18 protein-coding genes are annotated in these 25,320 nt (G+C 72.3%); 13 read left to right on the top strand and 5 right to left on the bottom strand.

The annotated features are described in order from the left end of the window. The first annotated feature begins 208 nt into the window (after positions 1-208). On the top strand, positions 209-3,607 hold the full coding sequence (locus tag GRQ65_RS15695) for a M36 family metallopeptidase (RefSeq protein WP_237448371.1): 3,399 nt from the start codon (positions 209-211) through the stop codon (positions 3,605-3,607). A 244-nt stretch (positions 3,608-3,851) separates the two neighbouring features. Here the strand turns inward: GRQ65_RS15695 and GRQ65_RS15690 are convergent, their stop codons facing one another. Beyond that, complete coding sequence (locus tag GRQ65_RS15690) at positions 3,852-4,775, bottom strand: proline iminopeptidase-family hydrolase (protein WP_160878937.1); 924 nt, start codon at positions 4,773-4,775, stop codon at positions 3,852-3,854. 95 nt (positions 4,776-4,870) lie between these two features. On the opposite strand from GRQ65_RS15690, the gene GRQ65_RS15685 reads away from it, so the two are divergent. The 5 genes from GRQ65_RS15685 (at position 4,871) to GRQ65_RS15665 (ending at position 13,432) form a co-directional block, all read left to right on the top strand. Next, positions 4,871-6,853 (top strand): alpha-1,4-glucan--maltose-1-phosphate maltosyltransferase, encoded by a 1,983-nt coding sequence (locus tag GRQ65_RS15685; protein ID WP_160878936.1) that lies wholly within the window; start codon positions 4,871-4,873, stop codon positions 6,851-6,853. Continuing rightward, the gene (treS, locus tag GRQ65_RS15680; RefSeq protein WP_160878935.1) at positions 6,850-8,613 is read left to right on the top strand and encodes a maltose alpha-D-glucosyltransferase; all 1,764 of its coding nucleotides are present in this window, start codon (positions 6,850-6,852) and stop codon (positions 8,611-8,613) included. The genes GRQ65_RS15685 and treS overlap by 4 nt, the downstream gene beginning before the upstream one ends. Continuing rightward, positions 8,610-10,022 carry a maltokinase N-terminal cap-like domain-containing protein gene (locus GRQ65_RS15675; RefSeq protein WP_337191774.1) on the top strand — a complete coding sequence of 471 codons (1,413 nt, stop codon included), beginning with the start codon at positions 8,610-8,612 and terminating at the stop codon, positions 10,020-10,022. Before treS ends, GRQ65_RS15675 begins: the two co-directional genes overlap by 4 nt. Next, positions 10,019-12,259, top strand: a complete 2,241-nt coding sequence (glgB, locus tag GRQ65_RS15670) for a 1,4-alpha-glucan branching protein GlgB (protein ID WP_160878934.1) — start codon at positions 10,019-10,021, stop codon at positions 12,257-12,259. Before GRQ65_RS15675 ends, glgB begins: the two co-directional genes overlap by 4 nt. A gap of 288 nt (positions 12,260-12,547) precedes the next feature. Then, the gene (locus GRQ65_RS15665) at positions 12,548-13,432 is read left to right on the top strand and encodes a GNAT family N-acetyltransferase (protein WP_160878933.1); all 885 of its coding nucleotides are present in this window, start codon (positions 12,548-12,550) and stop codon (positions 13,430-13,432) included. A 1-nt stretch (position 13,433) separates the two neighbouring features. On the opposite strand, the gene GRQ65_RS15660 is transcribed toward GRQ65_RS15665, so the two are convergent. Beyond that, complete coding sequence (locus GRQ65_RS15660) at positions 13,434-14,090, bottom strand: cyclic nucleotide-binding domain-containing protein (RefSeq protein ID WP_160878932.1); 657 nt, start codon at positions 14,088-14,090, stop codon at positions 13,434-13,436. A 249-nt stretch (positions 14,091-14,339) separates the two neighbouring features. Continuing rightward, on the bottom strand, positions 14,340-15,305 hold the full coding sequence (locus tag GRQ65_RS15655) for a tetratricopeptide repeat protein (RefSeq protein ID WP_160878931.1): 966 nt from the start codon (positions 15,303-15,305) through the stop codon (positions 14,340-14,342). Between the two features lie 257 nt (positions 15,306-15,562). Between GRQ65_RS15655 and GRQ65_RS15650 the strand changes: the two genes are divergently transcribed. Next, positions 15,563-17,650 carry a sensor histidine kinase gene (locus tag GRQ65_RS15650; protein WP_160878930.1) on the top strand — a complete coding sequence of 696 codons (2,088 nt, stop codon included), beginning with the start codon at positions 15,563-15,565 and terminating at the stop codon, positions 17,648-17,650. On the opposite strand, the gene meaB is transcribed toward GRQ65_RS15650, so the two are convergent. Both meaB and GRQ65_RS15640 read right to left on the bottom strand, forming a co-directional pair. Continuing rightward, a complete protein-coding gene (gene meaB / locus GRQ65_RS15645; RefSeq protein ID WP_160878929.1) occupies positions 17,620-18,567 on the bottom strand; it encodes a methylmalonyl Co-A mutase-associated GTPase MeaB in 948 nt (315 codons plus the stop codon). The two genes, GRQ65_RS15650 and meaB, sit on opposite strands and share 31 nt — an antisense overlap. Then, positions 18,548-19,747: an acetyl-CoA C-acyltransferase gene (locus GRQ65_RS15640; protein WP_160878928.1), complete on the bottom strand. Its 1,200-nt coding sequence runs from the start codon at positions 19,745-19,747 to the stop codon at positions 18,548-18,550. The genes meaB and GRQ65_RS15640 overlap by 20 nt, the downstream gene beginning before the upstream one ends. A gap of 130 nt (positions 19,748-19,877) precedes the next feature. On the opposite strand from GRQ65_RS15640, the gene mce reads away from it, so the two are divergent. From mce to GRQ65_RS15610, 6 genes are all read left to right on the top strand, one after another. Then, positions 19,878-20,321 carry a methylmalonyl-CoA epimerase gene (gene mce / locus GRQ65_RS15635; RefSeq protein ID WP_160878927.1) on the top strand — a complete coding sequence of 148 codons (444 nt, stop codon included), beginning with the start codon at positions 19,878-19,880 and terminating at the stop codon, positions 20,319-20,321. 86 nt (positions 20,322-20,407) lie between these two features. Further along, a complete protein-coding gene (gene ccrA, locus GRQ65_RS15630; RefSeq protein WP_160878926.1) occupies positions 20,408-21,745 on the top strand; it encodes a crotonyl-CoA carboxylase/reductase in 1,338 nt (445 codons plus the stop codon). A 125-nt stretch (positions 21,746-21,870) separates the two neighbouring features. Then, positions 21,871-23,208, top strand: a complete 1,338-nt coding sequence (locus tag GRQ65_RS15625; RefSeq protein WP_160878925.1) for a coiled-coil domain-containing protein — start codon at positions 21,871-21,873, stop codon at positions 23,206-23,208. Positions 23,209-23,252: 44 nt separating this feature from the next. Next, on the top strand, positions 23,253-24,395 hold the full coding sequence (locus tag GRQ65_RS15620) for an AI-2E family transporter (RefSeq protein ID WP_237448370.1): 1,143 nt from the start codon (positions 23,253-23,255) through the stop codon (positions 24,393-24,395). A gap of 40 nt (positions 24,396-24,435) precedes the next feature. Further along, entirely contained in the window at positions 24,436-24,723 is a 288-nt protein-coding gene (locus GRQ65_RS15615; RefSeq protein ID WP_160878923.1) for a DUF1905 domain-containing protein, read from the top strand. 90 nt (positions 24,724-24,813) lie between these two features. After that, positions 24,814-25,137 (top strand): STAS domain-containing protein, encoded by a 324-nt coding sequence (locus tag GRQ65_RS15610; protein WP_160878922.1) that lies wholly within the window; start codon positions 24,814-24,816, stop codon positions 25,135-25,137. Positions 25,138-25,320 lie beyond the last annotated feature (183 nt).

Genomic DNA, 25,320 nt, shown 5'->3' with positions numbered 1-25,320 from the left:
GATTCCGTTCTCAAACGTTTGCGCAACCAGGCCGTGATGGAACCGGTCACACCGGCTGAGACTTCCCTGAGAAATCTGAGGCGATCCTGGGCTGGAGGCGTAACCCGTCTGGACCGGTGGCGTTGGTGGCGGCATGAACCGCTTCGGGGGATCCCGCCGCCGCCTCAGGGCCGCAGCCTGCCTCACGTCCGTCGCACTCCTGCCTGCGATGGTCCCCGCGCTCGGGCTGCTGCCCGCTGACGCCGCCACCCTGCCCGCTCGACCGACAGCACTGACCGGCACCGCGGCCGCCGCCACCGGTGGCAGCGCCGGCAACCCGCTCCTCGACCTCGCCCCCGCCCTCGGCGACGTCGACCGGCTCGGCACCGCCCTGCCCACCGCCGCCCAGCGTGCGGCCGCGACCGCTCTGGGCGACGTCGAGCTCCGGTGGAACCAGCTCGGGACGCCGGCCTCGATCCTGCCGCGGCGGGGCGACCTGGGCGCCGCGCCCGGGACCCCCGCAGAGGGCGCCCGCGCCTGGCTGCGGCAGAACGCCGCCGTCCTCGGGCTCTCGACCTCACAGGTCGACGGCCTCGAGCTGGTGAGCGACCAGACCATGGCGGGCTCGACCGGCCACGCGGTCCTGCTGCGCCAGCGCTTCGACGGGCTGTCCGCCGCCACCGGCGGGATGGTGACCGTGGGCGTCGCCGGCGGGCGCGTGCACTACGTCTCGTCCTCGCTGAGCCGCGCCCGCGACGGCCTCGCCCTCCCGGAGCCGACGCTCGGCGCGGTTCAGGGCTGGCTGCGCGCGGCCACCGACGCCGGGCTACCGGTCGCCGGGCTCGACAGCGCCCGGATCACGAGCGTGGTGTCGGACGGCTGGACGCGGCTCACCGTGCCCGGCATCGCCCAGGAGCAGCAGGTGCGCCTGCGGGCCGTCGGCCTGGCCGACGGCACCGCGCGTCCGGTCCTCGAGGCCAACGTCGTCGACGTCGCCGGCGGCGGGGCGACGGCGTTCACGACCCTGGTCGACGCCGTCACCGGGGACGTCCTGGTGCGCCGGAGCCGGGTCGACCACGCGGCCTACAACGACGTGTTCACCGGCTCGCTCTCCGGCACCTCTTGCGGCCCCCGCCACGCCTTCGAGCTGAAGGACAGCGCGACCCGCACCCTCACCGCCGTCGCGACCGCCCTGCCGGTCGACGACGTGACCGTCACCTTCTCCGGACCGTCCGGGGTGCTCGCGACCTCCGACCTCCTGACCGCTCCCGAGGTGGCGACCTACACCGCGCCGAAGCCCCTGCCGGCGGGGACCTACGCCGTGCAGGTCTGTCCCTTCGACGCGAGCTCGATCACCGTCGGCGCCTACGCGCTGACCGTGAGCACGAGCGACGCCGCCGCTCCCTCGACCGGCGGCTCCGTGCTGCCGGCCCCGCTGTGGCGCTTCTTCCCGGGCAACCCGAGCCTGGCGGCTCCGGGCGAGCTCGAGGACACCTCGCGCACGGGCTGCTGGCAGCTGCCCGACGACCGGTGCGACCTGCCCACCGGCGAGCTCCGCAACGTCGCGGCCACCGGCGCCTGGGACACCCTCGCCAACGGCGTGCCGACGTTCACCACCGTCGGCAACAACGCCTCCACGCACGAGGCGTGGGCGAGCCCACTCACGCCCGGCGGCCTCCTGCAGGCGCCGTACTCCCCCACCCGCGAGTACGACACCGAGTTCACCGACGCCTGGCACGCCAGTGGCTGCGACCCGACGCAGCTCGCGCCCGGCGGCAACGACATCGACGCGTCGGTGACCAACCTGTTCGCCGCGCACAACCGGATGCACGACTACTCCTACTACCTCGGCTTCACCGAGGAGAACTACAACCTGCAGGCCGACAACCTCGGCCGCGGTGGGCGCGGCGGAGACCCCGAGGTCGGCAACGCCCAGGCGGGCGCCGTCACCGGCGGCTCGACCGGGCAGTACCTCGGCCGCGACAACGCCAACCAGATCGCACTGCAGGACGGCGTCCCCGGCATCACCAACCAGTACCTCTTCCAGCCGATCGCGGGGGCGTTCTACGCCCCCTGCCGCGACGGCGGGCTCGACATGGGCATCGTGGGCCACGAGTACACCCACGCCATCAGCAACCGCATGGTCGGCGGGCCCGACGACGGCCTCACCTCCGAGCACGGCGGCGCCATGGGCGAGTCGTGGAGCGACCTGGTCGCCGGCGAGTACATGTTCAGCCACGGCTACGGCAACGGCGGCAACCCCTGGGCCATCGGCGTCTACGCCACGGGCAACGAGAAGGTGGCGATCCGCGACTACGCGATCGACGCCAACCCGCTGAACTTCAGCGACTACGGCTTCGACTCCACCGGCGCCGAGGTCCACGCGGACGGGGAGATCTGGAACGGCGTCAACTGGGAGGTGCGCCAGGCGCTCGTCGACAAGTACGACGCGAAGTTCCCCTACGCCGACAAGGCGCTGCAGCTGCGCTGCGCCCAGGCGACCCGCAACGCCAGCCCGCTGGCCGCCGACCAGTGCCCCGGCAACCGCCGCTGGGTGCAGCTGGTGTTCGACTCGTTCCTCCTCCAGCAGGGCGCGACGTCGATGGTCGACGCCCGTGATGCCTTCGTCGCGGCCGACCGGATGCGCTTCGGCGGCGCGGACGTCGCCACCATCGACGCGGCCTTCGCCCGGCGCGGCCTCGGCGCGGGGGCCTCGACCCCGAGCCCCGACTCCGAGGACGTCACGGCCAGCTTCGCCTCGGCGAGCGGCGGCAACGCCCCGGTGACGTTCCGCTCGAGCCGTCCCGGCCAGGTCTTCGTGGGCGACTACGAGGCGCGGGTCACCCCGGTGGCCGACACCGACAGCGCCACCGCGCTCGGCGCGACGGCGTCGTTCACCCCGGGCACCTACAAGCTGGTCTTCGTCTCGCCGACCGGCGGCGCGACCCGGTTCACGATGAAGGTCGCCTCCGGCGGTCGGGCCACGACGGTCACGGTCCCGGACTTCGGCCCCAACCTGGCGGCCGAGACCAACGGCGCGTCGGTCATCTCCGCGACGGCCGGATCGCGCAACGCCGAAGCGCTCATCGATGGCGCCGAGGCCACCAACTGGGGTGGCGTCACCGCTGAGAACGTCGACGTGTCGCAGCCGTCGGTCACCGTCGACCTGGCCGGCAACTCCAGCTTGGTCTCGCGGATCCAGGTCAGCGCCATGCTGAACCCGGCCCCGGCCTCCGGCTCGGACCTGCCGCTCGCGGCGGCCGCCGAGGACGACCCGGACTCGGGCTCGCGCTTCACCGCGCTGCGCCGCTTCGCGATCGAGGTCTGCAACCTCGACTGCACGTCGAAGAAGGCGACGTGGACGCGGGTGCTGACGTCGTCGGCGGACGCGTTCCCGGCGATGGCTCCGCGACCCGTGGCCCCCGACCTCACGCTGCGCAGCTTCACCCTGCCCAGCCCGGTCCAGGCCCAGGCCGTCCGTCTGGTCGCCCTGGAGAACCAGTGCACCGGCTACGCGGGCTACGCCGGGGAGCAGGACTCCGACCCGCTCAACGACACCGACTGCGCCTCGGCCTCAGACCGCGGCACGATCGTGCACGCCGCGGAGCTGCAGGTGTTCGGGAGGTGACGACGACCGGTGGTTGAGGAGGTCGCGCTGGCGACCGTCTCGGAACCACTCCTCAGCAGAGTGGTTTCGTGACAGGACTTCGTCCTTCCTCGACCACCGCAATGTCATCACCAGCACCACCAGCACCACCAGAACCGGGGTGGGCGTCACACGTGACGCCCACCCCGGTTGCGCGTTGGACCTGGTGACGGGCGGGCGCGACACGGGGATGCGTCCGTCCGTCACACCCTTCCCCGGGCCGTCCTCAGGCCGGGTCGTGCTCGGCCAGGAAGCCGCCGACGACGCGCAGGAACTCCTCGTGCTCCTCGACGTGCGGCATGTGGCTCGACTCGGCGAAGACGTGGCTGCGGGCACCGGCGATGCGCTCCACGAACGGCGCCCACGTGGCCGGGGTGGCCTCGTCGTGGGCGCCCGAGACGACGAGCGTCGGCACCGTGATCGCGTCGAGGCGCTCGACGATCGTCCAGTCGCGCATCGAGCCGACGACGTGGAACTCACTGGGCCCGTTCATGGTGTGGTAGACGGTCGGCTCCGCCTCCAGCTGGGCGAACGACGCGCTCACCTCGGGCGGGTTGGGCACGACACGGCACACGTGGCGGTCGTAGAAGACCTGCATCGCCTCGTGGTAAGCCGGGTCGTCGGTCGTGCCGGCCTCCTCGTGGCGGTTGAGCGTGGCCTCCACCTCGGCCGGGAGCCCGGCGCGGAGCTCGGCAGCCGCCTCGAGCCACAGCGCCATCGAGGCGGGCGAGTCGCAGATCGTCATGGTGCGCACGCCCTCGGGGTGGGCGAGCACGAACTCCGGGGCCAGCATGCCGCCCCACGACTGCCCGAGCAGGTGGAAGTCGTCGGCGATGCCGAGGTGCTCGACGACGGTCGCGAGCTCCTCCACGAACAGCTCCGGGCTCCAGAACGACGGGTCGGCGTCGGGCAGGTGGGTGCTGTTGCCGCAGCCGAGCTGGTCGTAGTGGACGACGGCCCGACCGCCCTCGACGGCGCCGGCCAGGGCGGCCATCGCGAGGGTGTAGTCGTGGGCCGCGCCGGGACCGCCGTGCAGCACGACGAGCGGCGGCCGGGTGCGGGCGGCGAGGTCGCCCGTGATGCGGTACCAGGTGCGGTGACCGCGGAACGGCACCTCCCCGACGGTCGTGGGATCGGGGATCGAGTACATGCGCCGGAGCGTACGAGCAGTCACCGGGCGATGGGGTACTGGGCGGCCGACAGTGGCCTTGCGCCCTCACCCCGAGCCTTCAGTAGGTTGGAGAAATGGTCGGACGCATCCCCGTCATGGAGGTCTCCCCCGTCGTCGATCTCGGCCGCCAAGCGGCCAAGGCGACGGTCGGCGAGCCCTTCCCCGTACGCGCCACCGTGTTCCGCGAGGGCCACGACCAGCTCGCCGCCGAGGTCGTGCTGACCGGCCCCGACGGGGTCGCCCGGCCCCCGGTCCGGATGACGCCGCACGAGACCGAGCCCAACCGCTACGAGGCGTGGGTGACCCCCGACTCGACCGGTCGCTGGACCTTCGAGATCCACGCCTGGTCCGACCCGATCGCGACCTGGGAGCACGACGCGGGCCTCAAGGTGCCTGCGGGCGTCGACGTGGACCTGATGTTCGCCGAGGCCGAGGTCCTGTGCCGCAAGGTCCTCGAGCAGGTCCCCGACGGCGGCCCCGAGGCCTCGCTGCTGCGCGGCGCGATCAACGCCGCGACCGACTCCTCGCGCCCCCCGGCCGCCCGGATGGCCGTGCTGCAGGACCCCGCGCTGGTGCAGGTCATGACCGAGCACCCGGTGCGCGAGCTGGTCACGGTCGAGGGCCCCTTCCCGGCCTACGCCGACCGGCAGCGCGCGCTCTTCGGCAGCTGGTACGAGTTCTTCCCCCGCTCCGAGGGGGCACGCGAGGAGGCCGACGGCACCGTCGTCAGCGGCACGTTCCGCACCGCGGCGGAGCGGCTCGACGCGGTCGCCGCGATGGGTTTCGACGTCGTCTACCTGCCCCCGATCCACCCGATCGGCGAGGTCAACCGCAAGGGCCCCAACAACACCCTGACCCCAGGTCCGGGCGACCCGGGCTCGCCGTGGGCGATCGGGTCGAAGGACGGCGGCCACGACGCGGTCCACCCCGACCTCGGCTCGCTCGAGGACTTCGACGCCTTCGTCGCCCGGGCCCGCGAGCTCGATCTCGAGGTCGCCCTCGACCTCGCCCTGCAGGCCGCCCCGGACCACCCGTGGGTGACGACGCACCCGGAGTTCTTCACGACGCGGCTCGACGGCACGATCGCCTACGCCGAGAACCCGCCGAAGAAGTACCAGGACATCTACCCGATCAACTTCGACAACGACCCGACCGGCATCTGCCGCGAGGTGCTGCGCGTCGTCAAGCACTGGATGTCGCACGGGGTGCGGATCTTCCGCGTCGACAACCCCCACACCAAGCCCCTGGCGTTCTGGGAGTGGCTGCTCAAGGAGGTGCGCCGCACCGACCCCGACGTGCTGTTCCTGGCCGAGGCGTTCACCAAGCCGCCGATGATGCACGGCCTGGGTGCGATCGGCTTCCAGCAGAGCTACACCTACTTCACCTGGCGCAACGCCAAGTGGGAGCTGGAGGAGTACCTCCGCGAGGTGTCCTCGGAGTCCGACCACGTCATGCGGCCGAACTTCTTCGTCAACACCCCCGACATCCTCCACGCCTACCTGCAGTACGGCGGCCCGGCGGCGTTCAAGATCCGCGCCGCGATCGCGGCGACCGGCTCCCCCAGCTGGGGCGTCTACGCCGGCTACGAGCTCTTCGAGCACGTCGCGGTGCGCCCGGGCAGCGAGGAGTACCTCGACAGCGAGAAGTACCAGGTCCGCATCCGCGACTGGGACGCCGCCGAGGCCGAGGGGCGCACGCTCGCGCCGTACCTCACCCGGCTCAACGAGGTCCGCCGGGCGCATCCCGCGCTGCAGCTGCTGCGCAACCTCACGGTCCACCACAGCGACGACGAGAACGTCCTGGTCTTCTCCAAGACCGCCGAGACCGAGGACGGCGGGCGCGACACGGTCATCACCGTCGTCAACCTCGACCCGCACTCGACCCGGGAGACCACGGTCCACCTCGACCTGCCCGCGCTGGGCTTCTCGTGGGGCGACACCTTCGTCGTCCACGACGAGATCACCGGCCAGGAGTGGACGTGGGGCCAGCACGACTTCGTCCGTCTCGACCCGGGCCACGAGCCCGCGCACGTCCTCACCGTCAGGAGCCACGGGTGACCCAGACCCCCGCCACCGCGAGCACGCCGGCCCAGAACACCCCCGAGGACACCGACCCGTTCCCGGACCAGGAGGGCAGCACGCCCGACTGGTTCAAGACGGCCGTCTTCTACGAGGTGCTGGTCCGCTCGTTCCGCGACTCCAACGGCGACGGCACCGGCGACTTCAAGGGCCTGATCGAGAAGCTCGACTACCTCGAGTGGCTCGGCGTCGACTGCCTGTGGATCCCGCCGTTCTTCGCCAGCCCGCTGCGCGACGGCGGCTACGACGTGGCCGACTACGTCAACATCCTCCCGGAGATCGGGACGGTCGAGGACTTCCACGAGTTCCTCGACGCGGCCCACCAGCGCGGCATCCGCGTGATCATCGACTTCGTCATGAACCACACGAGCGACCAGCACGAGTGGTTCCAGCAGAGCCGGTCCGACCCGGACGGGCCCTACGGCGACTTCTACGTCTGGTCCGACACCGACGAGAAGTACCAGGACGCCCGGGTCATCTTCGTCGACACCGAGCCGTCGAACTGGACCTGGGACCCGGTGCGCCAGCAGTACTTCTGGCACCGGTTCTTCTCCCACCAGCCCGACCTCAACTTCGACAACCCGGCCGTGCACGACGCGATCCTCGAGGCCGTCGACTTCTGGTTCGACATGGGGCTCGACGGCTTCCGGCTCGACGCGGTGCCCTACCTCTACGAGCGCGACGGCAGCAACGGCGAGAACCTCCCCGAGACCCACGCGTTCCTCAAGAAGGTGCGCAAGCACGTCGACGAGAAGTACCCCGGCAAGGTGCTGCTCGCCGAGGCCAACCAGTGGCCCTCCGACGTCGTCGACTACTTCGGCGACTTCGAGTCCGGTGGCGACGAGTGCCACATGTGCTTCCACTTCCCGGTGATGCCGCGCATCTTCATGGCGGTGCGCCGCGAGTCGCGCTTCCCCATCTCGGAGATCCTCGAGCAGACGCCGCCGATCCCCGACGGCTGCCAGTGGGGCATCTTCCTGCGCAACCACGACGAGCTGACCCTCGAGATGGTCACCGACGAGGACCGCGACTACATGTGGGACGAGTACTCCAAGGACCCCCGCATGAAGGCCAACATCGGCATCCGCCGGCGGCTGGCCCCGCTGCTCGACAACGACACCAACCAGATCGAGCTGTTCAACGCGCTGCTGCTCTCGCTGCCGGGCTCGCCGGTGCTCTACTACGGCGACGAGATCGGGATGGGCGACAACATCTGGCTCAGCGACCGCGACGGTGTCCGCACCCCGATGCAGTGGACCCCCGACCGCAACGCCGGCTTCTCCTCGGCGACGCCGGGCAAGCTGCACCTGCCGGCGATCCAGGACCCGGTCTACGGCTACCAGAGCGTCAACGTCGAGTCGCAGCTGGAGAACCCCTCCTCGCTGCTGCACTGGACCCGCCGGATGCTGCAGATCCGGCGTCGCTACGACGCCTTCGGCCTCGGCTCCTACGCCGACCTCGGCGGCTCCAACCCCTCGGTCCTCTCCTACGCCCGCGAGCACGTGCTCGACGACGGCCGCACGGAGGTCGTCGTCTGCGTCAACAACCTCTCGCGGTTCCCCCAGCCGGTCGAGCTCGACCTGCGCCGCTTCGAGGGGATGGTGCCGGTCGAGCTGCTCGGCGGGGTGCCGTTCCCGGCGATCGGCGAGCTGCCGTACCTGCTCACCCTGAGCGGCTACGGCTTCTACTGGTTCACGCTCACCCCGGGCGACGATCCCGAGGAGGGACAGCTGCTGTGAGCCACCTCGACCCGCAGGTCTTCGCCACCTACCTCGAGCGCACGCGCTGGTTCGGCGGCAAGGGCCGCGCCTACGACGTGACCGACGTCAGCACGATCGGGACGCTGCCCGGCGAGCCGCCGCTGGTGGTCGTGCACCTGGTCGAGGTGACCTACGCCGACGGCTCCGACGGCGGGGAGGCCGGCGTCGAGCTCTACCAGGTCCCGCTTGCCTTCTACGAGCACCCCGAGCAGCGCCTCGACCACGCGTTCGTCGGCTGGTGGGAGGACCCGGACCACGGCTGGGTGCACGCCTACGACGCTCTCCACGACCGCGAGGCGATGGCGCTGTGGCAGCGGGCGTTCGACGACGCGGCCGAGTCGCCCGACGGCACGATGTCGAGCGACGGGCTGGTCTTCCACCGCCTGCCGGGCCACGATCTCGACCTGGACGCGCAGTCCTCCCTCTTCAGCGGAGAGCAGTCCAACTCCTCGGTCCGCTACGGCGAGGACGCCCTGATGAAGGTGTTCCGCAAGGTCACCCCGGGGCGCAACCCCGACATCTCGGTGCACGAGGTGCTGACCGAGGCCGGCTCGACCCACGTCGCGCACCTCTACGGCTGGCTCGAGACCGTGCAGGACGGCGAGCCGGTGCAGCTGGCGATGCTGCAGCAGTTCCTGCGCACCGCCACCGACGGCTGGGAGCTCGCACTGGCCAGCGTGCGCTCGCTCTACGCCGACCTCGACGTCCACGCCCACGACTCCGGCGGCGACTTCGCCGGCGAGGCCTCGCGCCTCGGCGAGGCGCTGCGCGAGGTCCACGAGACCCTGCACGAGCACTTCCCGGCCGAACGTCGTCCGGCCTCCGCGGCCCGCGAGCTCGCCGACGCGATGGTCGGGCGGCTCGAGGCGGCCGCTGCGGTGGTGCCCGAGCTCGCCGAGCACACCGGACGCCTCCGTGGCGCCTACGACGCCGTGGCCGGGCTCGGCGACCTCGACGTGCAGCAGGTCCACGGCGACCTGCACCTCGGCCAGACCCTGCGCACCTCCATCGGCTGGAAGATCGTCGACTTCGAGGGCGAGCCGGCCAAGCCGCTCGCCGAGCGCCAGCTGCCCGACTCCCCGTGGCGCGACGTCGCCGGGATGCTCCGCAGCTTCGACTACGCCCCCCGCGTCGTCCAGCGCTCGCTGGGCATCGAGGACGGCCCCGACGCCGAGCTGCTGGAGCAGCGGGCGCAGGAGTGGGCCGAGCGGAACAAGAACCACTTCCTGACGGCGTACGCCGGCGGCGGGCTGAGCGCGGAGCAGCAGACGTTGCTCGACGCCTACGTCGCCGACAAGGCTGTGTACGAGACCGTCTACGAGACCCGCAACCGGCCCTCCTGGGTGGGCATCCCCCTCCAGGCCGTGGCGAAGATCGGAGCACCATGACCAGCCCGACCGGCCCCGCAGCACCCACCGGCCCCGGTGAGACCGCCAAGGACGTCTCCCGCGAGGAGCTCGACCAGATCGTGCGCGGCGAGCACGGCAGCCCGCACTCCGTGCTGGGCCCGCACCCCTACGCCGGCGGCGTCACGGTCCGGGCGCTCAAGCCGATGGCCCGCACGGTCGTGGCGCGTCACGGCGACGGCTCGGCCCACGAGCTGACCCACGAGCACGAGGGCATCTGGGTGGGCGTGCTGCCCGGCTCCCCCGACGGCACCAGCGTGCCCGACTACCGCCTCGAGGTGACCTACGACGACGGGCACACCCACACCACCGACGACCCCTACCGCTTCCTGCCCACCCTGGGCGAGATGGACCTCCACCTCATCAACGAGGGCCGTCACGAGCAGCTGTGGACCGTCCTCGGCGCCCGGGTGCACCACTACGAGACGGCGTACGGCGACACGATCAGCGGCACCTCCTTCGCGGTCTGGGCCCCCGCCGCCCGCGCGGTGCGCCTCGAGGGCGACTTCAACGACTGGGACGGCCGCGCCTACCCGATGCGCCAGCTCGGCAGCTCGGGCGTCTGGGAGCTGTTCGTGCCGGGCGTCGGCAGCGGCGCCTGCTACAAGTACGTCGTCCACGGCGCCGACGGGCAGTGGCGCGAGAAGGCCGACCCGATGGCCTCGTGGGCGCAGCGCCCGCCGGAGAGCGCCTCGCGCGTCTACGAGTCCACCCACACCTGGGCCGACGAGGCCTGGATGCAGGCGCGGCCCGAGCGGCGCCACGTCCAGGAGCCGATGTCGGTCTACGAGATGCACCTCGCCTCGTGGCGCCGCGACAAGAGCTGGGAGCAGCTCGCCGACGAGCTGCCGGCGTACCTGTCCGAGCTCGGCTTCACCCACGTCGAGCTGATGCCGGTGATGCAGCACCCGTTCGGGGGCTCGTGGGGCTACCACGTGACGTCGTACTTCGCTCCCGACAGCCGCTTCGGCGACCCCGACGGCTTCAAGCTCCTGGTCGACCGCCTCCACCAGGCCGGCATCGGCGTCATCCTCGACTGGGTGCCGGGCCACTTCGCGACCGACCCGTGGGCGCTGGTCTCCTTCGACGGCACCCCGCTCTACGAAGACCCCAACCCCCAGCGCGGCTGGCACAAGGAGTGGGGCTCCCACATCTTCAACTTCGGGCGCAACGAGGTGCGCAACTTCCTCTACGCCAACGCGCTCTACTGGCTCGAGGAGTTCCACGCCGACGGCCTGCGCGTCGACGGCGTCGCCTCGATGCTCTACCTCGACTACTCGCGCGAGGAGGGCGAGTGGACGCCCAACAAGTACGGCGGGCGCGAGAACCTCGAGGCCGTGCAGTTCCTGCAGGAGATGAACGCCACCGTCTACAAGCGCGTCCCCGGCATCACCACGATCGCCGAGGAGTCGACCTCGTGGCCCCAGGTCACCGGACCGACCTCCGGCGGCGGTCTCGGGTTCGGCTTCAAGTGGAACATGGGCTGGATGCACGACTCGCTCGGCTACGTCGAGAACGACCCGGTCCACCGCTCCTACCACCACGGCGAGATGACGTTCTCCCTCGTCTACGCCTGGTCGGAGAACTACGTGCTGCCGATCAGCCACGACGAGGTCGTGCACGGCAAGGGCTCTCTCCTGCGCAAGATGCCCGGCGACCGCTGGAAGCAGCTGGCCAACCTGCGCGCCTACCTCGGCTTCATGTGGGCCCACCCCGGCAAGCAGCTGCTCTTCATGGGCGCGGAGTTCGGCCAGGAGTCGGAGTGGGCCGAGTCCCGCGAGCTCGACTGGTGGCTGCTCGACCACCCCGAGCACCGCGGCGTGCACTCGCTGGTGCGCGACCTCAACCACGTCTACACCGACACCTCGGCGCTGTGGTCGCGCGACCACGAGCCGGCCGGGTTCGAGTGGATCGACGCCAACGACGCCGGGCGCAACACGTTCTCCTTCATCCGCCGCTCGGCGACCTCCGGTGAGCCCGACCTGGTGTGCGTGGCCAACTTCGCCGCCGTCCCCCACGAGGGCTACCGGCTCGGCCTGCCGTCGACCGGCGAGTGGGACGAGGTGCTCAACACCGACGCCGAGCTCTACACCGGCTCGGGTGTCGGCAACTTCGGCTCCGTCACCGCCGTCGAGGGCGAGCACTACGGCCAGCCCGCCCACGCAGACATCGTCGTCCCGCCCCTCGCCACCGTCTGGTTCCGAGCCCGCCCGGCCTGAGCCTGCGCCGGTGCGAGCGCCAGTTTCACCGGGTACCCGGTGAAACTGGCGCTTCCCGCACGAAACTTCGTGCGGGAAGCGTGAGTTCCGTACAGGCAGTCCGGCCTGACGGCCGCCTGTCCCCACCCGTCACAAGATTCACCGCTCAGGCGGTGAAACGGGCGCTTCCCGCACGAAACTCCTGACGGGAAGCACGAGCTACACACGGGCAGTCCGATCAGCGGGGTACGGCGGGCCGAGAGGCGGGTGCGGTCGGGGCGCGGTGGACGGCTTGGCTAGCCTGAGGACGTGACCCACCTGCCCGACCTCACCGACGGCACGGTCACCCTCCGACCGGACGACGACCAGGCGGACGGCAGCGCCGCGTTCGCCGTCGAGGTGGACGGTGCAGCGGTGGGCCGGGTCGCGGTGGCGACCGACGGGGCCCTGACCTGGGAGCTCGACGAGCGCTCCCGCGGCCGCGGCTACGCCACCCGGGCCGTGCGGATGCTCGTCGACTGGGCGCTGACCGAGCGCGCGCAGAACGGCCTCGGGCTCGACCGGGTCGAGGCCCGGGTCGACGCCGAGCAGAGCGCGGCGCTGAGGGTCGCGACCCGGTCCGGGCTGCGCCGCGAGGGGGTCACCCGCCTGCCCGAGGAGGCCGAGGAGGTCGTGCTGGCGCGGCTGGCGACCGACCCGCCGCTGAGCGAGCCGGGGGCGTTCCGGGCGCTGCTCAACTCGTTCCTGCCGCGCAAGCGCGCGATCGCCCAGATGCTGGTGCGCGACGGCCAGGACCGCGTGCTGCTGTGCCGGCTCACCTACAAGCAGGACTGGGACCTGCCCGGCGGCGTCGTCGAGGTCGGCGAGTCACCCCAGGTCGCCGTGGCGCGCGAGGTCGAGGAGGAGCTCGGCCTCACCATCGACGCCGGTCGCCTGCTGCTGACCGACTGGCTGCCCCCGTGGTCGGGGTGGGACGACGCGCTGTGCCTCGTCTTCGACGGCGGCGAGCACGACGCCTCGATCACCGGCTCGATCGTGCGCCAGGAGAGCGAGATCCGCGACGCGGTCTTCTGCACCCTCGACGAGGCCCGCGAGCGCTGCACCGACTTCACCGCCCGCCGCATCGAGTCGGCGCTGGCCACGCTGGCCGCGGGTGCCGGCGCACCGGCCTACACCGAGAGCGGCCGGGGCTGAGTCAGAGCCCGCCGCGCCGCCGCAGCGCGGCGACGTCGAGCACCTCCACCCGGCCCCGGGCGATCGAGACCAGCCCGGCCTCGGCGAGGCGCTGGAGCACCTGGTTGACGGTCGGCCGGGTGCCGCCGGTCAGGTCGGCCAGCTGCGTCTGGGTGAGGGGTACGACGACCCGCGGCTCCCCCGGTCCGTAGGTCTCGCACAGCTCGGCGAGGCGCCGGTAGAGGCGCCGGTCGAGCCCGACGTACATCGCCTCGATGAGGCGCTGGCTCAGCTCGTCGACGCGCCCGGCGAGGAACGCCGTGAGCGTGCGCTCGACGGCGGGCCGCGTCTCGCGCAGCCGCCGGAAGGCCGAGGCCGTGACCACCCGGGTGGTGGCCGGCTCGAGGGCGGTGATGGTCGCGGTGCGCTGACCGTCCTCGCTGAGCAGCGCCAGCTCGCCGAAGTAGTCGCCCGGGCCGAGCACGTTGATCATCGCCGAGTCGCCCGACGGCAGCGACACGTGCACCGCGAGGCGTCCGCTCTCGACCAGGTGGAGGGAGTCGGCCGGGTCGCCGGCGTGGCAGACGACCTCGTGCCGGGCGAAGGAGCGTCGCCGCGCCAGCTCGAGGAGCTCGCGCCGCTCGGTCTCGTCGAGGCTGGTCAGCAGCGGCCACGGCACGGCCCCATGACACCACGCCGGGTCGCACGCGCTGCCGGGTGTCGGCGGTCCGTCGCCCCGGGTGTCAGGCAGCCGACACTCCCCCGGCTCCCGTCCGACCAGGCTGTGAGCCGCAGCCCCGGTCGACGGGGACGGCGCTCCGGCTGACCACCGCGGAGCACCGAGGGCGGGGCTGCGGACGTGACACCTCCGCACCCGCCCCGCGTCGGGGGGACCGGGCGGGTGCGGGGGCCGTCAGGACAGCAGGTGTCAGAACAGCGCCGAGGCGAGGGCCTGACGCCCCTTGAGCACGCGGGGGTCGTCGTTGCCGACGGCGGCGAAGAGGCCGAGCAGGTGCTCGCGAGCCGCGTTGCGGTCGTCACCGGCGCTGCGCCGCACGAGCTCCACGAGGCGGGAGAACGCCGCGTCGAGGTCACCGTCGAGCAGGTCGAGGTCGGCGGCCAGCGTCTGGGCCGCGACGTCGTCGGGCGCGCCGTCGGCCGCGGCCCGCGCGGCCGCGGGGTCGACGGAGGCGGTGCGCTGCAGCACCTTGGCCATCGCCAGCCCGGCGGCGGCCTCGGCGTCGGCGGGGTTGGCCGCGAGCAGCTTCTCGTACTCCGCGACGGCACGGTCGACGTCGCCGGCCGCGAGGGCGTCCTGGGCGGGCGCGTAGCGGGGGTCGAGCTGCTCGTCGTCGTCGGCGCCGTCGGCCGGGCCGGCGTGACGGGGCTGGTGGCGCCCGGTGATGCCCTGGGCGGTGAGCTGCTGCATCACCTGGTTGATCGTGGCGCGCAGGTCGTCGAGCCCGAGCAGGTCCTGCAGGAGCGGCTGGGGGCGGGCGTCGATCACGGCGAAGACGAACGGCACCTGCTGCAGCTGCACCGCCTGGGCGATCGCGGCCTGGGTGTCGATGTCGACCAGCCCCGCGAGGAACCGCCCCTCGAACTCCTCGGCCACCGTCGCCAGGTCGCGCGCCATCTGAGCGCTCTCGGGCATCCGCGACGGCGAGTAGAAGACGAGCAGCACCGGTGCGGTCACCGAGGCCTCGACCGTCGCCTGGAAGTTCTCCTGCGTCACGTCCAGCCAGTACGACGCACCGCCGGCCGCCGCTGCGCCGGCACCGCTCGCGCTCCCGGCCCCCGCGCCCGCCGGACCGGCTCCCGCCCCCGGTCCGGGGGTGCGAGCGAGACCGGAGAGGTCGATGGCGCCAGGTCGGGAGAAGGGTCGCTGCGTCATGGCCGAAATCCTAGGGAAGCGCTGATCAACGGCAAATGGCGGCGTCAGCCCCGCCCCCGTTGACCACCACTTCCCTCGTTGTCCCCACAGACGAGACTCAGGCCCCCGATACTGAGCGGGTGACCGACCTGCTGGATGGCCCCGTCGACGGCCCCGCGCAGGGGCTGGACAAGGCCCGGCAGAGGCGGAGCGCCGGCCGGTCCGCCCGCAGCCGAGCACACGACCTGCCGTCTACCAGCTCTGAGACCCGCGCGGCCATGGGACGCCCCACGCCGCACTGGGTGCAGCCCACGCGCCGCGCGATCGTCTGGGGGCTGCTCTGCGCGCTGGCCGGAGAGATCGGCGTGCACACCACGCTCCACGACGTCCCGCTCAGCCTCGTGGCACCCAACGCGGCCGTCGTCGTCCTGTGGTTCGCCTTCGGCACCCGGCGCACCCTGCCCTACGACCTCGCCGCGCTGAGCGTGGTGGGACTGCTGATCGGCGAGCGACTCGGGCTCCCGCTCCTGCTGGTCGTCACCAGCCCGCTGGTGCTGCTGGCCCAGGCCGCGTCGTTCGTGGTGGTGCTGCGTCGCCTCGCCCCCGGGCTCGCGCCGCACGGCGGGCGCGAGGACTGGGCCCTGCGCGACCTGGCCGCCTTCGTGGCCGCCGCGGTGACGAGCGCGCTCGCGATGGCCGCCACCGCGACCGGCACCCAGTGGCTGGCCGGCCTGCCCTCGGGCGACCTGGCGGCGTTCCTGACCCGGTGGGGACGCTCGACCGCCACGATCACCGCGGTGGGCGCCCTCGGGCTGCTCCTCGGGCCCGCGCTCCACCGCGCCTGGCGCGAGCGCCGGGTCGCGGCCTGGGTCCGCGGCGGGCTCACCACGAGCCCCGCCCGGCGCATCGAGCTCGGCTTCCTCCTCGTCACGGCCGTGGCGCTCAACGTCACCTGCTTCGTCGTGCTCGAGGGCCTGCCGCTCACGTTCGTGCTGTTCGTGGTGGTCGCCTGGGTCGGGATCCGCTTCTCCGCCGCGGCCGTGGCGGCGTACTCCCTGGCCAGCGGGACGTTCGCGCTGATCGCGACCCTGGAGGGCCACGGCGTCTTCGCCGTGACCATCGACGACCCCTACCAGCGGGCCGTGGTCGCCCAGCTCTTCGTGATGGTCACGGCCTGCACCGGGCTCGTCCTGGCCATCGCCCGGGCCCAGCTCATCGCCGCCGAGGCGCTGGCCGAGTCGCGCCTGGCCATGCTCGACCAGGTCCTCGCCGAGGTCGACGACGGCATCGCGCTCTTCGAGGGCGAGTCGCACGTGCTCATGATCAACCGGGCCGGCAAGGAGCTGTTCGAGAACTTCGAGGCCGGCACCTCGGGCCCGACCCGGCCGGCGGAGGAGATCCAGCTCTACCACTTCGACGGCACGCGGGTGACCGACGACAACTCACCGCACCGACGCGCCCTGCGTGGTCAGGTCATCAAGGGAGAGGACTTCGAGCTGCGCCGCCCGGACGGCTCGGTGCTGCGCTACCTGCGGATGAACGCCGAGGCGCTGCCGCCCGCCGAGCTCGGCGGTCAGCCGCGGGTGCTGGTGACCTACCACGACATCACCGGCGACCGGCTGCGCCAGGACGCGCTGGCGACGTTCGCCGGGCACGTGGCCCACGACCTCCGCAACCCGCTCAGCGTGGTGGAGGCGTGGAACGAGGTGCTGACGGACACCGTCAGCCACGGCGAGCAGCTGACCCCCGAGGTCCTGCTGCCGATGACCACGCGCATCGGGGTCGCCTCCGCTCGGATGCGGGACTTCATCAAGGGCCTGCTCGACTACACCCTCGCCCGCGACCGCACCCTGCAGCCCGAGGCGGTCGACCTGGTGGCCCTGGCCAGCGACGTCGCGGCGCTGCGCGAGCTGCGCACCGACGACGCCGAGCCGCCGGTCATCAAGGTGCTCGGTGCCGGCACCGCCCTCGCCGACCGCGAGCTGATCCGGATCGTGCTCGACAACCTCGTCGCCAACGCCTGCAAGTACGTCGCCCCGGGGGTCCGGCCCCGGGTGATGGTCCTCGTCGAGGAGCTCGACGCGCTCACCGTGGAGGTCTGCGTCGCCGACAACGGCATCGGCATCCCCGCCGACCAGCGCCAGCGGATCTTCGAGTCGTTCCACCGCGTCGAGCGGGCCGGCCGCTTCGAGGGCACCGGTCTGGGGCTCGGCATCTGCCGCCGCATCGTCGAGCGCCACCGCGGCACCATCTCCGTCGAGGACGTCCGCGAGGGCGCCTGCCTGCGGGTCACGCTCCCCCGGGCCGTCGGCCGGCGCGCGGCGGCCTCGCCGGATCAGCCGATCAGCCGGTCGGCGGCGGTGTAGGGGTCCAGCTCCCCCGCGGCCACTCCGCTCGCGAGCCGGTCCAGGTCGGCGTGGCCGCCGACGCCCTCCCAGCGCGACCGCAGCGCGGCCACGGCAATCGCCTCCACCTCGTCGCGGGCCCGGCGCGCCCGCCGCTGTGCGAGACGACCCGACTCCCCCAGCCAGGACCGGTGGCCCTGGAGCGCCTCGACGAGGTCGTCGACGCCCTGGCCGGAGGCGGCGACCGTCAGCACCACCGGCGGCTTCCAGTCGTCGGCGCGCGCGGTGAGGCCGACCATGGTGCGCAGCTCGCGCCGCACCTGCTCCGCGCCCTCGCGGTCGGCCTTGTTGACGACGTAGACGTCGCCGATCTCGAGGATCCCGGCCTTGGCCGCCTGCACGCCGTCGCCAGCTCCGGGCGCCAGCAGCACGACGGTGGTGTCGGCGAGGCCCGCCACCTCGACCTCGCTCTGACCCACGCCCACGGTCTCGACGAGCACCACGTCGCAGCCGGCGGCGTCGAGCACCCGGATGGCCTGGGGAGTGCTCCACGCCAGCCCGCCCAGGTGACCGCGCGAGGCCATGGAGCGGATGTAGACCCCCGGGTCGAGGGCGTGGTCCGACATCCGGATCCGGTCGCCAAGCAGCGCACCGCCCGAGAACGGCGAGCTCGGGTCGACGGCGAGCACCCCGACCCGCAGGTCGCGGGCGCGCAACGCGCCCACGAGGGCGTTGGTCGAGGTCGACTTGCCGACCCCCGGCGGGCCGGTCAGCCCGACGACGTGCGCACGTCCGGCGTACGGCGCGAGCGCGGTCATCACCTCGCGCAGCTGCGGCGAGGCGTCCTCGACCATCGAGACCAGGCGAGCGACGGCCCGGGGCTCACCGCCCCGGGCCCGCTCCACCAGGTCTCCTACATCAGGACGCTGCCGGGACACGCACGATGAGGGCGTCGCCCTGGCCACCGCCGCCGCACAGCGCAGCGGCACCGACACCGCCGCCGCGGCGCTGCAGCTCGAGCGCGAGGTGGAGCACCACGCGGGCGCCCGACATGCCGACCGGGTGGCCGAGCGCGATCGCGCCGCCGTTGACGTTGACCTTGTCGTCGGCGATGCCGAGCTCGCGGGCCGAGGCGATGCCCACGGCCGCGAAGGCCTCGTTGAACTCGACGAGGTCGAGGTCGGAGGGCTCGATGCCCTCCTTGCGGCAGGCCAGCGCCGTGGCGTTGGCGGGCTGCAGCTGCAGGCCGGAGTCGGGACCCGCCACCATGCCGTGGGCACCGATCTCGGCGAGCCAGGTGAGCCCGAGCTCCTCGGCCTTGGCCTTGCTCATGACGACCACGGCGCAGGCGCCGTCGGAGATCTGCGAGGAGGTGCCGGCGGTGATGGTGCCGTCCTTGCGGAACGCCGGGCGCAGCTTGCCGAGCGACTCCGCGGTGGTGTCGGCGCGCACGCCCTCGTCGGTGCCGACCATCACGGGGTCGCCCTTGCGCTGGGGCACGGGCACCGGCACGACCTCCTCGTCGAAGACGCCGTTCTTCCACGCCTCGGCCGCCCGCTGGTGCGAGCGGGCGGCGAACTCGTCCTGCTCCTCGCGGGTGAGGTTCTGCGCGGCGCCGTTGATCTCCTCGGTCAGCAGGCCCATCGCCTGCTGGGTGAGCTGGTCGTAGAGGGCGTCGTAGGCCATCGAGTCGACGAGCGGCACGTCGCCGTACTTGAACCCCTCGCGCGACTTCGGCAGCAGGTGCGGGGCGTTGGTCATCGACTCCATGCCGCCGGCGACGACGATGTCGACCTCGCCCGCGCGGATCATCTGGTCGGCCGTCGCGATGGCGTTGAGCCCGGACAGGCACACCTTGTTGATGGTGATCGACGGGACGCTCATCGGGATGCCCGCGCCGACGGCGGCACCGCGGGCGGGGTTCTGCCCGGCGCCGGCCTGGATGACCTGGCCGAGGATGACGTAGTCGACCTGCTCCGGGGAGACCCCGGCCTTCTCGAGCGCGCCCTTGACGGCGACGGCGCCGAGGTCGGCGGCGCTGAGGTCCTTCAGGCCGCCGAGCAGGCGGCCGATCGGCGTACGAGCGCCGGCGACGATCACGGACGGGTTGTCGGGCACGGGTCCTCCAGAGGTGGGACTGGGTGGTCGGCTGGGCGTTCGGGCCGTCTTGCCGACGTGACGAACGCCTCTCGACGAGGCTGGTGATCGACCTTACTCACCAGGTTAATCCTCTGTAACCATGCCGAGCATGACCTCCGACACGTCGAGCCTGTTCACCGCCATCGACCACGTGGGTGTCGCCGTCGCCGACCTCGACGAGGCGATTGCCTTCTACCGCGAGACCTACGGCATGGAGCTCGCGCACGAGGAGACCAACGAGGAGCAGGGCGTGCGCGAGGCGATGATGCGCGTCGGCGAGAGCGGCTCGTGCATCCAGCTGCTCGCCCCCCTCTCCCCCGAGTCGACGATCGCCAAGTTCCTCGACCGCTCGGGTCCCGGCATCCAGCAGATGGCCTACCGCGTCGAGGACGTCGAGGCCGTCAGCGCGACCCTGCGCGAGCGCGGCCTGCGCCTGCTCTACGACGAGCCGCGTCGCGGCACCGCCGGCTCCCGGATCAACTTCGTGCACCCCAAGGACGCGGGCGGCGTGCTCGTCGAGCTCGTCGAGCCCGCTGCCGACTCCCAGCACTGATCCAGCAATGGTCCAGCACTGATCCAGCACTGACGACTACCTCACAACCCGTCCCGCCCCTCGTTACCGATCGGTAGGTTCCAGCCATGCAGCAGATCCTCGATGCCGTCCTCGCCGGCGACACGCCCGCGGAGGAGTTCGCCCACCTGCCCCTGCCCGAGTCCTACCGGGCCGCCTTCGTCCGCAAGGACGAGGTCGACATGTTCGAGGGCCAGGAGTCGTGGGACAAGGACCCGCGCAAGAGCATCCACGTCGAGGAGGTGGCCCTCCCCGAGCTCGGTCCCGGCGAGGCCCTGGTCGCCGTGATGGCCTCGGCGATCAACTACAACACCGTCTGGACCTCGATCTTCGAGCCGGTCTCGACCTTCGGCTTCCTCGAGCGCTACGGCCGCCTCTCCGACCTGACCAAGCGTCACGACCTGCCCTACCACGTCGTCGGCTCCGACCTGGCGGGCGTCGTCCTGCGCACCGGCCCCGGCGTCACGAAGTGGAAGCCGGGCCAGGAGGTCGTCGCCCACTGCCTGTCGGTCGAGCTCGAGGACCCGATGGGTCACGACGACTCGATGATGGACCCGCAGCAGCGGATCTGGGGCTTCGAGACCAACTTCGGCGGCCTGGCCGACGTCGCGCTGGTCAAGGCCAACCAGCTGATGCCGAAGCCCGACCACCTCACCTGGGAGGAGGCCGCCTCGCCGGGCCTGGTCAACTGCACCGCCTACCGCCAGCTCGTGTCCAAGAACGGCGGCCAGATGAAGCAGGGCGACAACGTCCTCATCTGGGGCGCCTCCGGTGGTCTCGGCGGCTTCGCCACCCAGTACGCCCTCAACGGCGGCGCCACCCCCGTGTGCGTCGTCTCCAACGAGGAGAAGGCCGCCATCGCCCGCTCGATGGGCGCCGAGCTGGTCATCAACCGCTCGGAGGAGGGCTACAGGTTCTGGAAGGACGAGCGCACCCAGGACCCGAAGGAGTGGAAGCGCTTCGGCGCCCGCATCCGCGAGCTCACCGGCGGCGAGGACATCGACATCGTCTTCGAGCACCCGGGCCGCGAGACCTTCGGCGCCAGCGTCTACGTCACCCGCAAGGGCGGCACCATCACCACCTGCGCCTCCACCAGCGGCTACATGCACGAGTACGACAACCGCTACCTGTGGATGAACCTCAAGCGCATCGTCTCCAGCCACTTCGCCAACTACCGCGAGTCGTGGGAGGCCAACCGCCTCATCGCCAAGGGCAAGATCCACCCCACGCTCTCGAAGACCTACCCGCTCACGGAGGTCGGCCAGGCCACGATCGACGTCCACCACAACGCCCACCAGGGCAAGGTCGGCGTGCTGTGCCTGGCTCCCGAGGAGGGCCTCGGCGTGCGCGACCCGGAGTTCCGGGCCCAGCACGAGAGCGCGATCAACCGCTTCCGCGGGGTCTGACCGACCGGGTGCGACCACACCGGCACCTCGTCCCCACGAGCGGGGTGCCGGTGTGCGCTTCCTTGTCCGATCGGCAAGGATGGGCGCCGTCACGTGACCCGACTGCGAAGGAGCTCGGCCGACCCATGAGCACCCAGGGAAATCGAGCACAGCAGGGCGGCGCCGCCGGCGGCGCGAAGCCGACCGCCCCCGCCCAGGACGAGCCGCGCGGGCTGTCGATCTTCGGTGACGACACGGCCGAGGAGCCCACCCCCGAGAGCCCGGAGACCGGCTCCGACCCGGCCGCCGAGCGCACCCAGCGCATCCCCGCGCTGGCCGACTCCCCCGCGGTCGCGGCCCACAGCGAGCCGACCGTGCAGGTCCCGACCCGCGCGCCCCAGCCAGCGGCCCGACCCGTGATGCCTCCGCCGGCGCCGACCTCCTCGGCCCCCGCTGCGCCTGCCGCCGCAGGCGGGCCCACCCTGCCGCCCCCGCCCCCGCTGCCGACCGTGCGCCGCAACGGCTACGACAAGGTCGCGGTCGACACCCGGCTGCGCCAGCTCGCCGGAGAGCAGGCCGAGCTGCTGAGCCGGATCGAGCGCGGCGAGGCCCGCGCTCGCCAGCTCGAGCAGGAGCTGGCCGGGGCACGCACCCAGATCGAGGAGAACCAGAGCCCGTCGTACGCCGGCCTGGGCGGCCGCGCCAGCGCGATGCTGCGCCTGGCCGAGGAGGAGGCCGCGGAGATGCGGGCCGTCGCCCAGCGCGACGCCGAGGAGATCCGCGAGCAGGCCCAGCGCGACGCCCACGCGATGCGGGCCGACGCGGCGCGCGAGGCCGAGGACATGCGGATCGTGCAGGTCAAGGACCTCGACGACCAGCGCACCCGCATCCTCACCGAGGCCGAGCGCGAGCGCGCCAGCGCGCGCAGCGACGCCGACGACCTGCTCGCCAGCGCCAAGCGCGAGGCCGACCAAGTGCGCCTGGCCGCCCAGCAGGAGACCAGCGAGCTGCTCACGGGCGCCCAGCGCGAGGCCGAGCAGGCCCGGGCCGCCGTCGACCGCGAGGTCCAGGAGGCCAAGCGGATGCTGGCCGTCGACCGCGAGCGCCTCGCCCGCGAGGCGGCCGAGCACCACCAGAGCTCGCTCGCCGAGACCCGCCGCCTCGTCGAGGAGGCCGAGCAGCGCGCCAGCGCCGCCGAGGAGCGGGCCCGCGAGGCCAGCACCCAGGCCGCCGAGGCCCGCGAGGCCGCGCAGGGCGAGGCGGAGGGCATCGTCTCCCGGGCCCGCCGCGAGGCCGAGCAGGTCATCAAGGCGGCTCAGGCGCAGGCCGAGTCCATCCAGGCCAGCGGCGATGCGGAGAAGGAGCGTCAGGTCGCCGTCCTGAAGGCCGAGGTCGAGCGCCTGGCCAAGCGGCGCGACGCGATCACCGCTCAGCTGGCCTCGCTGCGCGACGTCGTGGCGGGCTTCGCCGACGACGACAGCTGAGCTCTGCTGACGAGGTCCCCCTGACGATGGGGTACCCCGGGGGTATGGCTGAGCCCGCCCCCGTCCCCGCCGACGACGAGAGCCGGTCCTCCTCACCCAGCTCGACCGAGACCGGGACGGTCGCGGGTCCGGCCTACCTCGGCGAGCCGGGCCCGCCGCTCGACCACCGGGCGCCCTTCTTCGTGGGCTTCGTCGGCGCCGTCGGCGCCCTGCTGGCCTTCTGGGTGGCGACCAACATCCAGGCCATCGGCTCGACGCTGATGCTCATCGTCGTCTCGCTGTTCCTGGCGGCCGGGCTCAACCCGGCCGTCAGCTTCTTCGAGCGGCGCGGTCTGCGCCGCAGCTACGCCGTCACGCTGGTCATCCTCTGCGTGCTGGCCGCGCTCGCCCTCTTCCTGTTCGCGATCGTGCCGGTGATCACCTCGCAGGTCGCCTCGATCACCACGCAGGCGCCCGGGTGGCTCGACCAGCTGCAGCACAACAGCACCGTCGAGGAGCTCGACCGCGAGTACGACGTGATCGACAAGATCCGCGACTACGTCACCGGCGGGTCGTTCGTGACGACACTCTTCGGCGGCGCGCTCGACATCGGGCTCGCCGTGCTGGGCGCGCTGTTCAACGGCTTCATCGTGCTCGTGCTGACGCTCTACTTCCTCTCCTCCCTCGAGGCGACCAAGGGCGCGCTCTACCGCCTGGCGCCGGCGTCGCGACGCGACCGCGTGACACGTCTGGGCAACCGCATCTTCGAGAGCGTCGGCGGCTACGTCTCCGGCGCGTTCGTCGTGGCGATGTGCGCGGGCCTGTCCTCGCTGGTCTTCCTGATGGTCATCGGCCTCGGGGAGTACGCCGTCGCCCTCGCCTTCGTCGTGGCGCTGCTCGACGTCATCCCGATGATCGGCGCGACCATCGGGGCCGTCGTGGTGACCGCCATCGCCTTCGCGGAGGACCCCACGCTCGGCCTCGCGTGCATCGTGTTCTACCTGCTCTACCAGCAGCTGGAGAACTACGTGATCTACCCGCGCGTGATGTCGTCGGCCGTCGACGTGCCGGGCGCGGTCACCGTCATCGCCGCGCTGGTCGGCGCCGCCCTGCTGGGCGTCGTCGGTGCGCTGCTGGCCATCCCGACCGCCGCCGCCGTGCTGATGCTGACCCGCGAGGTCTTCGTGCGTCGGCAGGACCAGCGCTGACCTGCGCCGACCGAGTCCCGGATCGGCGTACGCTCGCCGCGTGGAGCTGCGGTTCACGGCCCCGGTCTTCTCCTGGCGCGGCCCCGCGCCGCACCACTTCGTGCGCCTGCCCGACGACGACGCCGCAGTGGTGCAGGACGTCGCCCGCGCGGTCACCTACGGCTGGGGCATGGTGCCGGTCACCGTGACCCTGGGCGCGACGACGTGGACGACGTCCCTGTGGCCCAAGGACGGCTCCTACGCCGTCCCGCTCAAGCTCTGGGTGCGGCGCGCCGAAGGCGTGGAGCTGGGCGACGAGATCGACGTCGCCCTCACGATCGACGTGTGACCGACGTGTGACCGACGTGTGACGGGCGGCACCCGGTCGATGCGGGACCGGGTGAGTTGCTCCGTCGGGGGTGCCGGATAGTCTGCGGTCGTGAACTCTCCCGGCTTCCGCTACGACCTCGACGAGTCCCGGCGACTCCTCGTCGCCCACGGTGACCTCGACGAGCCCGCAACGGTCGAGCTGCGCGAGCTCATCGCCAGCACCACCGAGCAGCTGAGCACTCCGCTGACCATCGACCTGAGCCAGGTCGACTTCCTGCCGAGCTCGGCCGTCGGCGTCCTCGCCACCTCCCAGGCCGGCGCCCGCCGCAACGGCACGGACATCACCTTCGTCGCCGAGGACGGCACCGTCGCCCAGCGCGTGCTGCGCGTCTGCGGCCTCGACTACGCCGAGAGCGTGAGCGACGGGTCCTGAGCCCACCTGCCGGTGGTTGAGGAGGTCGCGCTAGCGACCGTCTCGAAACCACGCACAACGGGACGTCGTTTCGAGACAGGACTTCGTCCCTTCCTCAACGACCGGGCCGCTGGCCCGGTGGTCGAGGAGGTCGCGCTAGCTGTTCCATCCACGGACGTTAGGTACGGCGTGCCGGCTGGACGA

The sequence above is a fragment of the Nocardioides flavescens genome (assembly GCF_009823805.1).
Lineage (GTDB): Bacteria > Actinomycetota > Actinomycetes > Propionibacteriales > Nocardioidaceae > Nocardioides > Nocardioides flavescens.
This window is presented reverse-complemented; position numbering and strand designations above follow the sequence as displayed.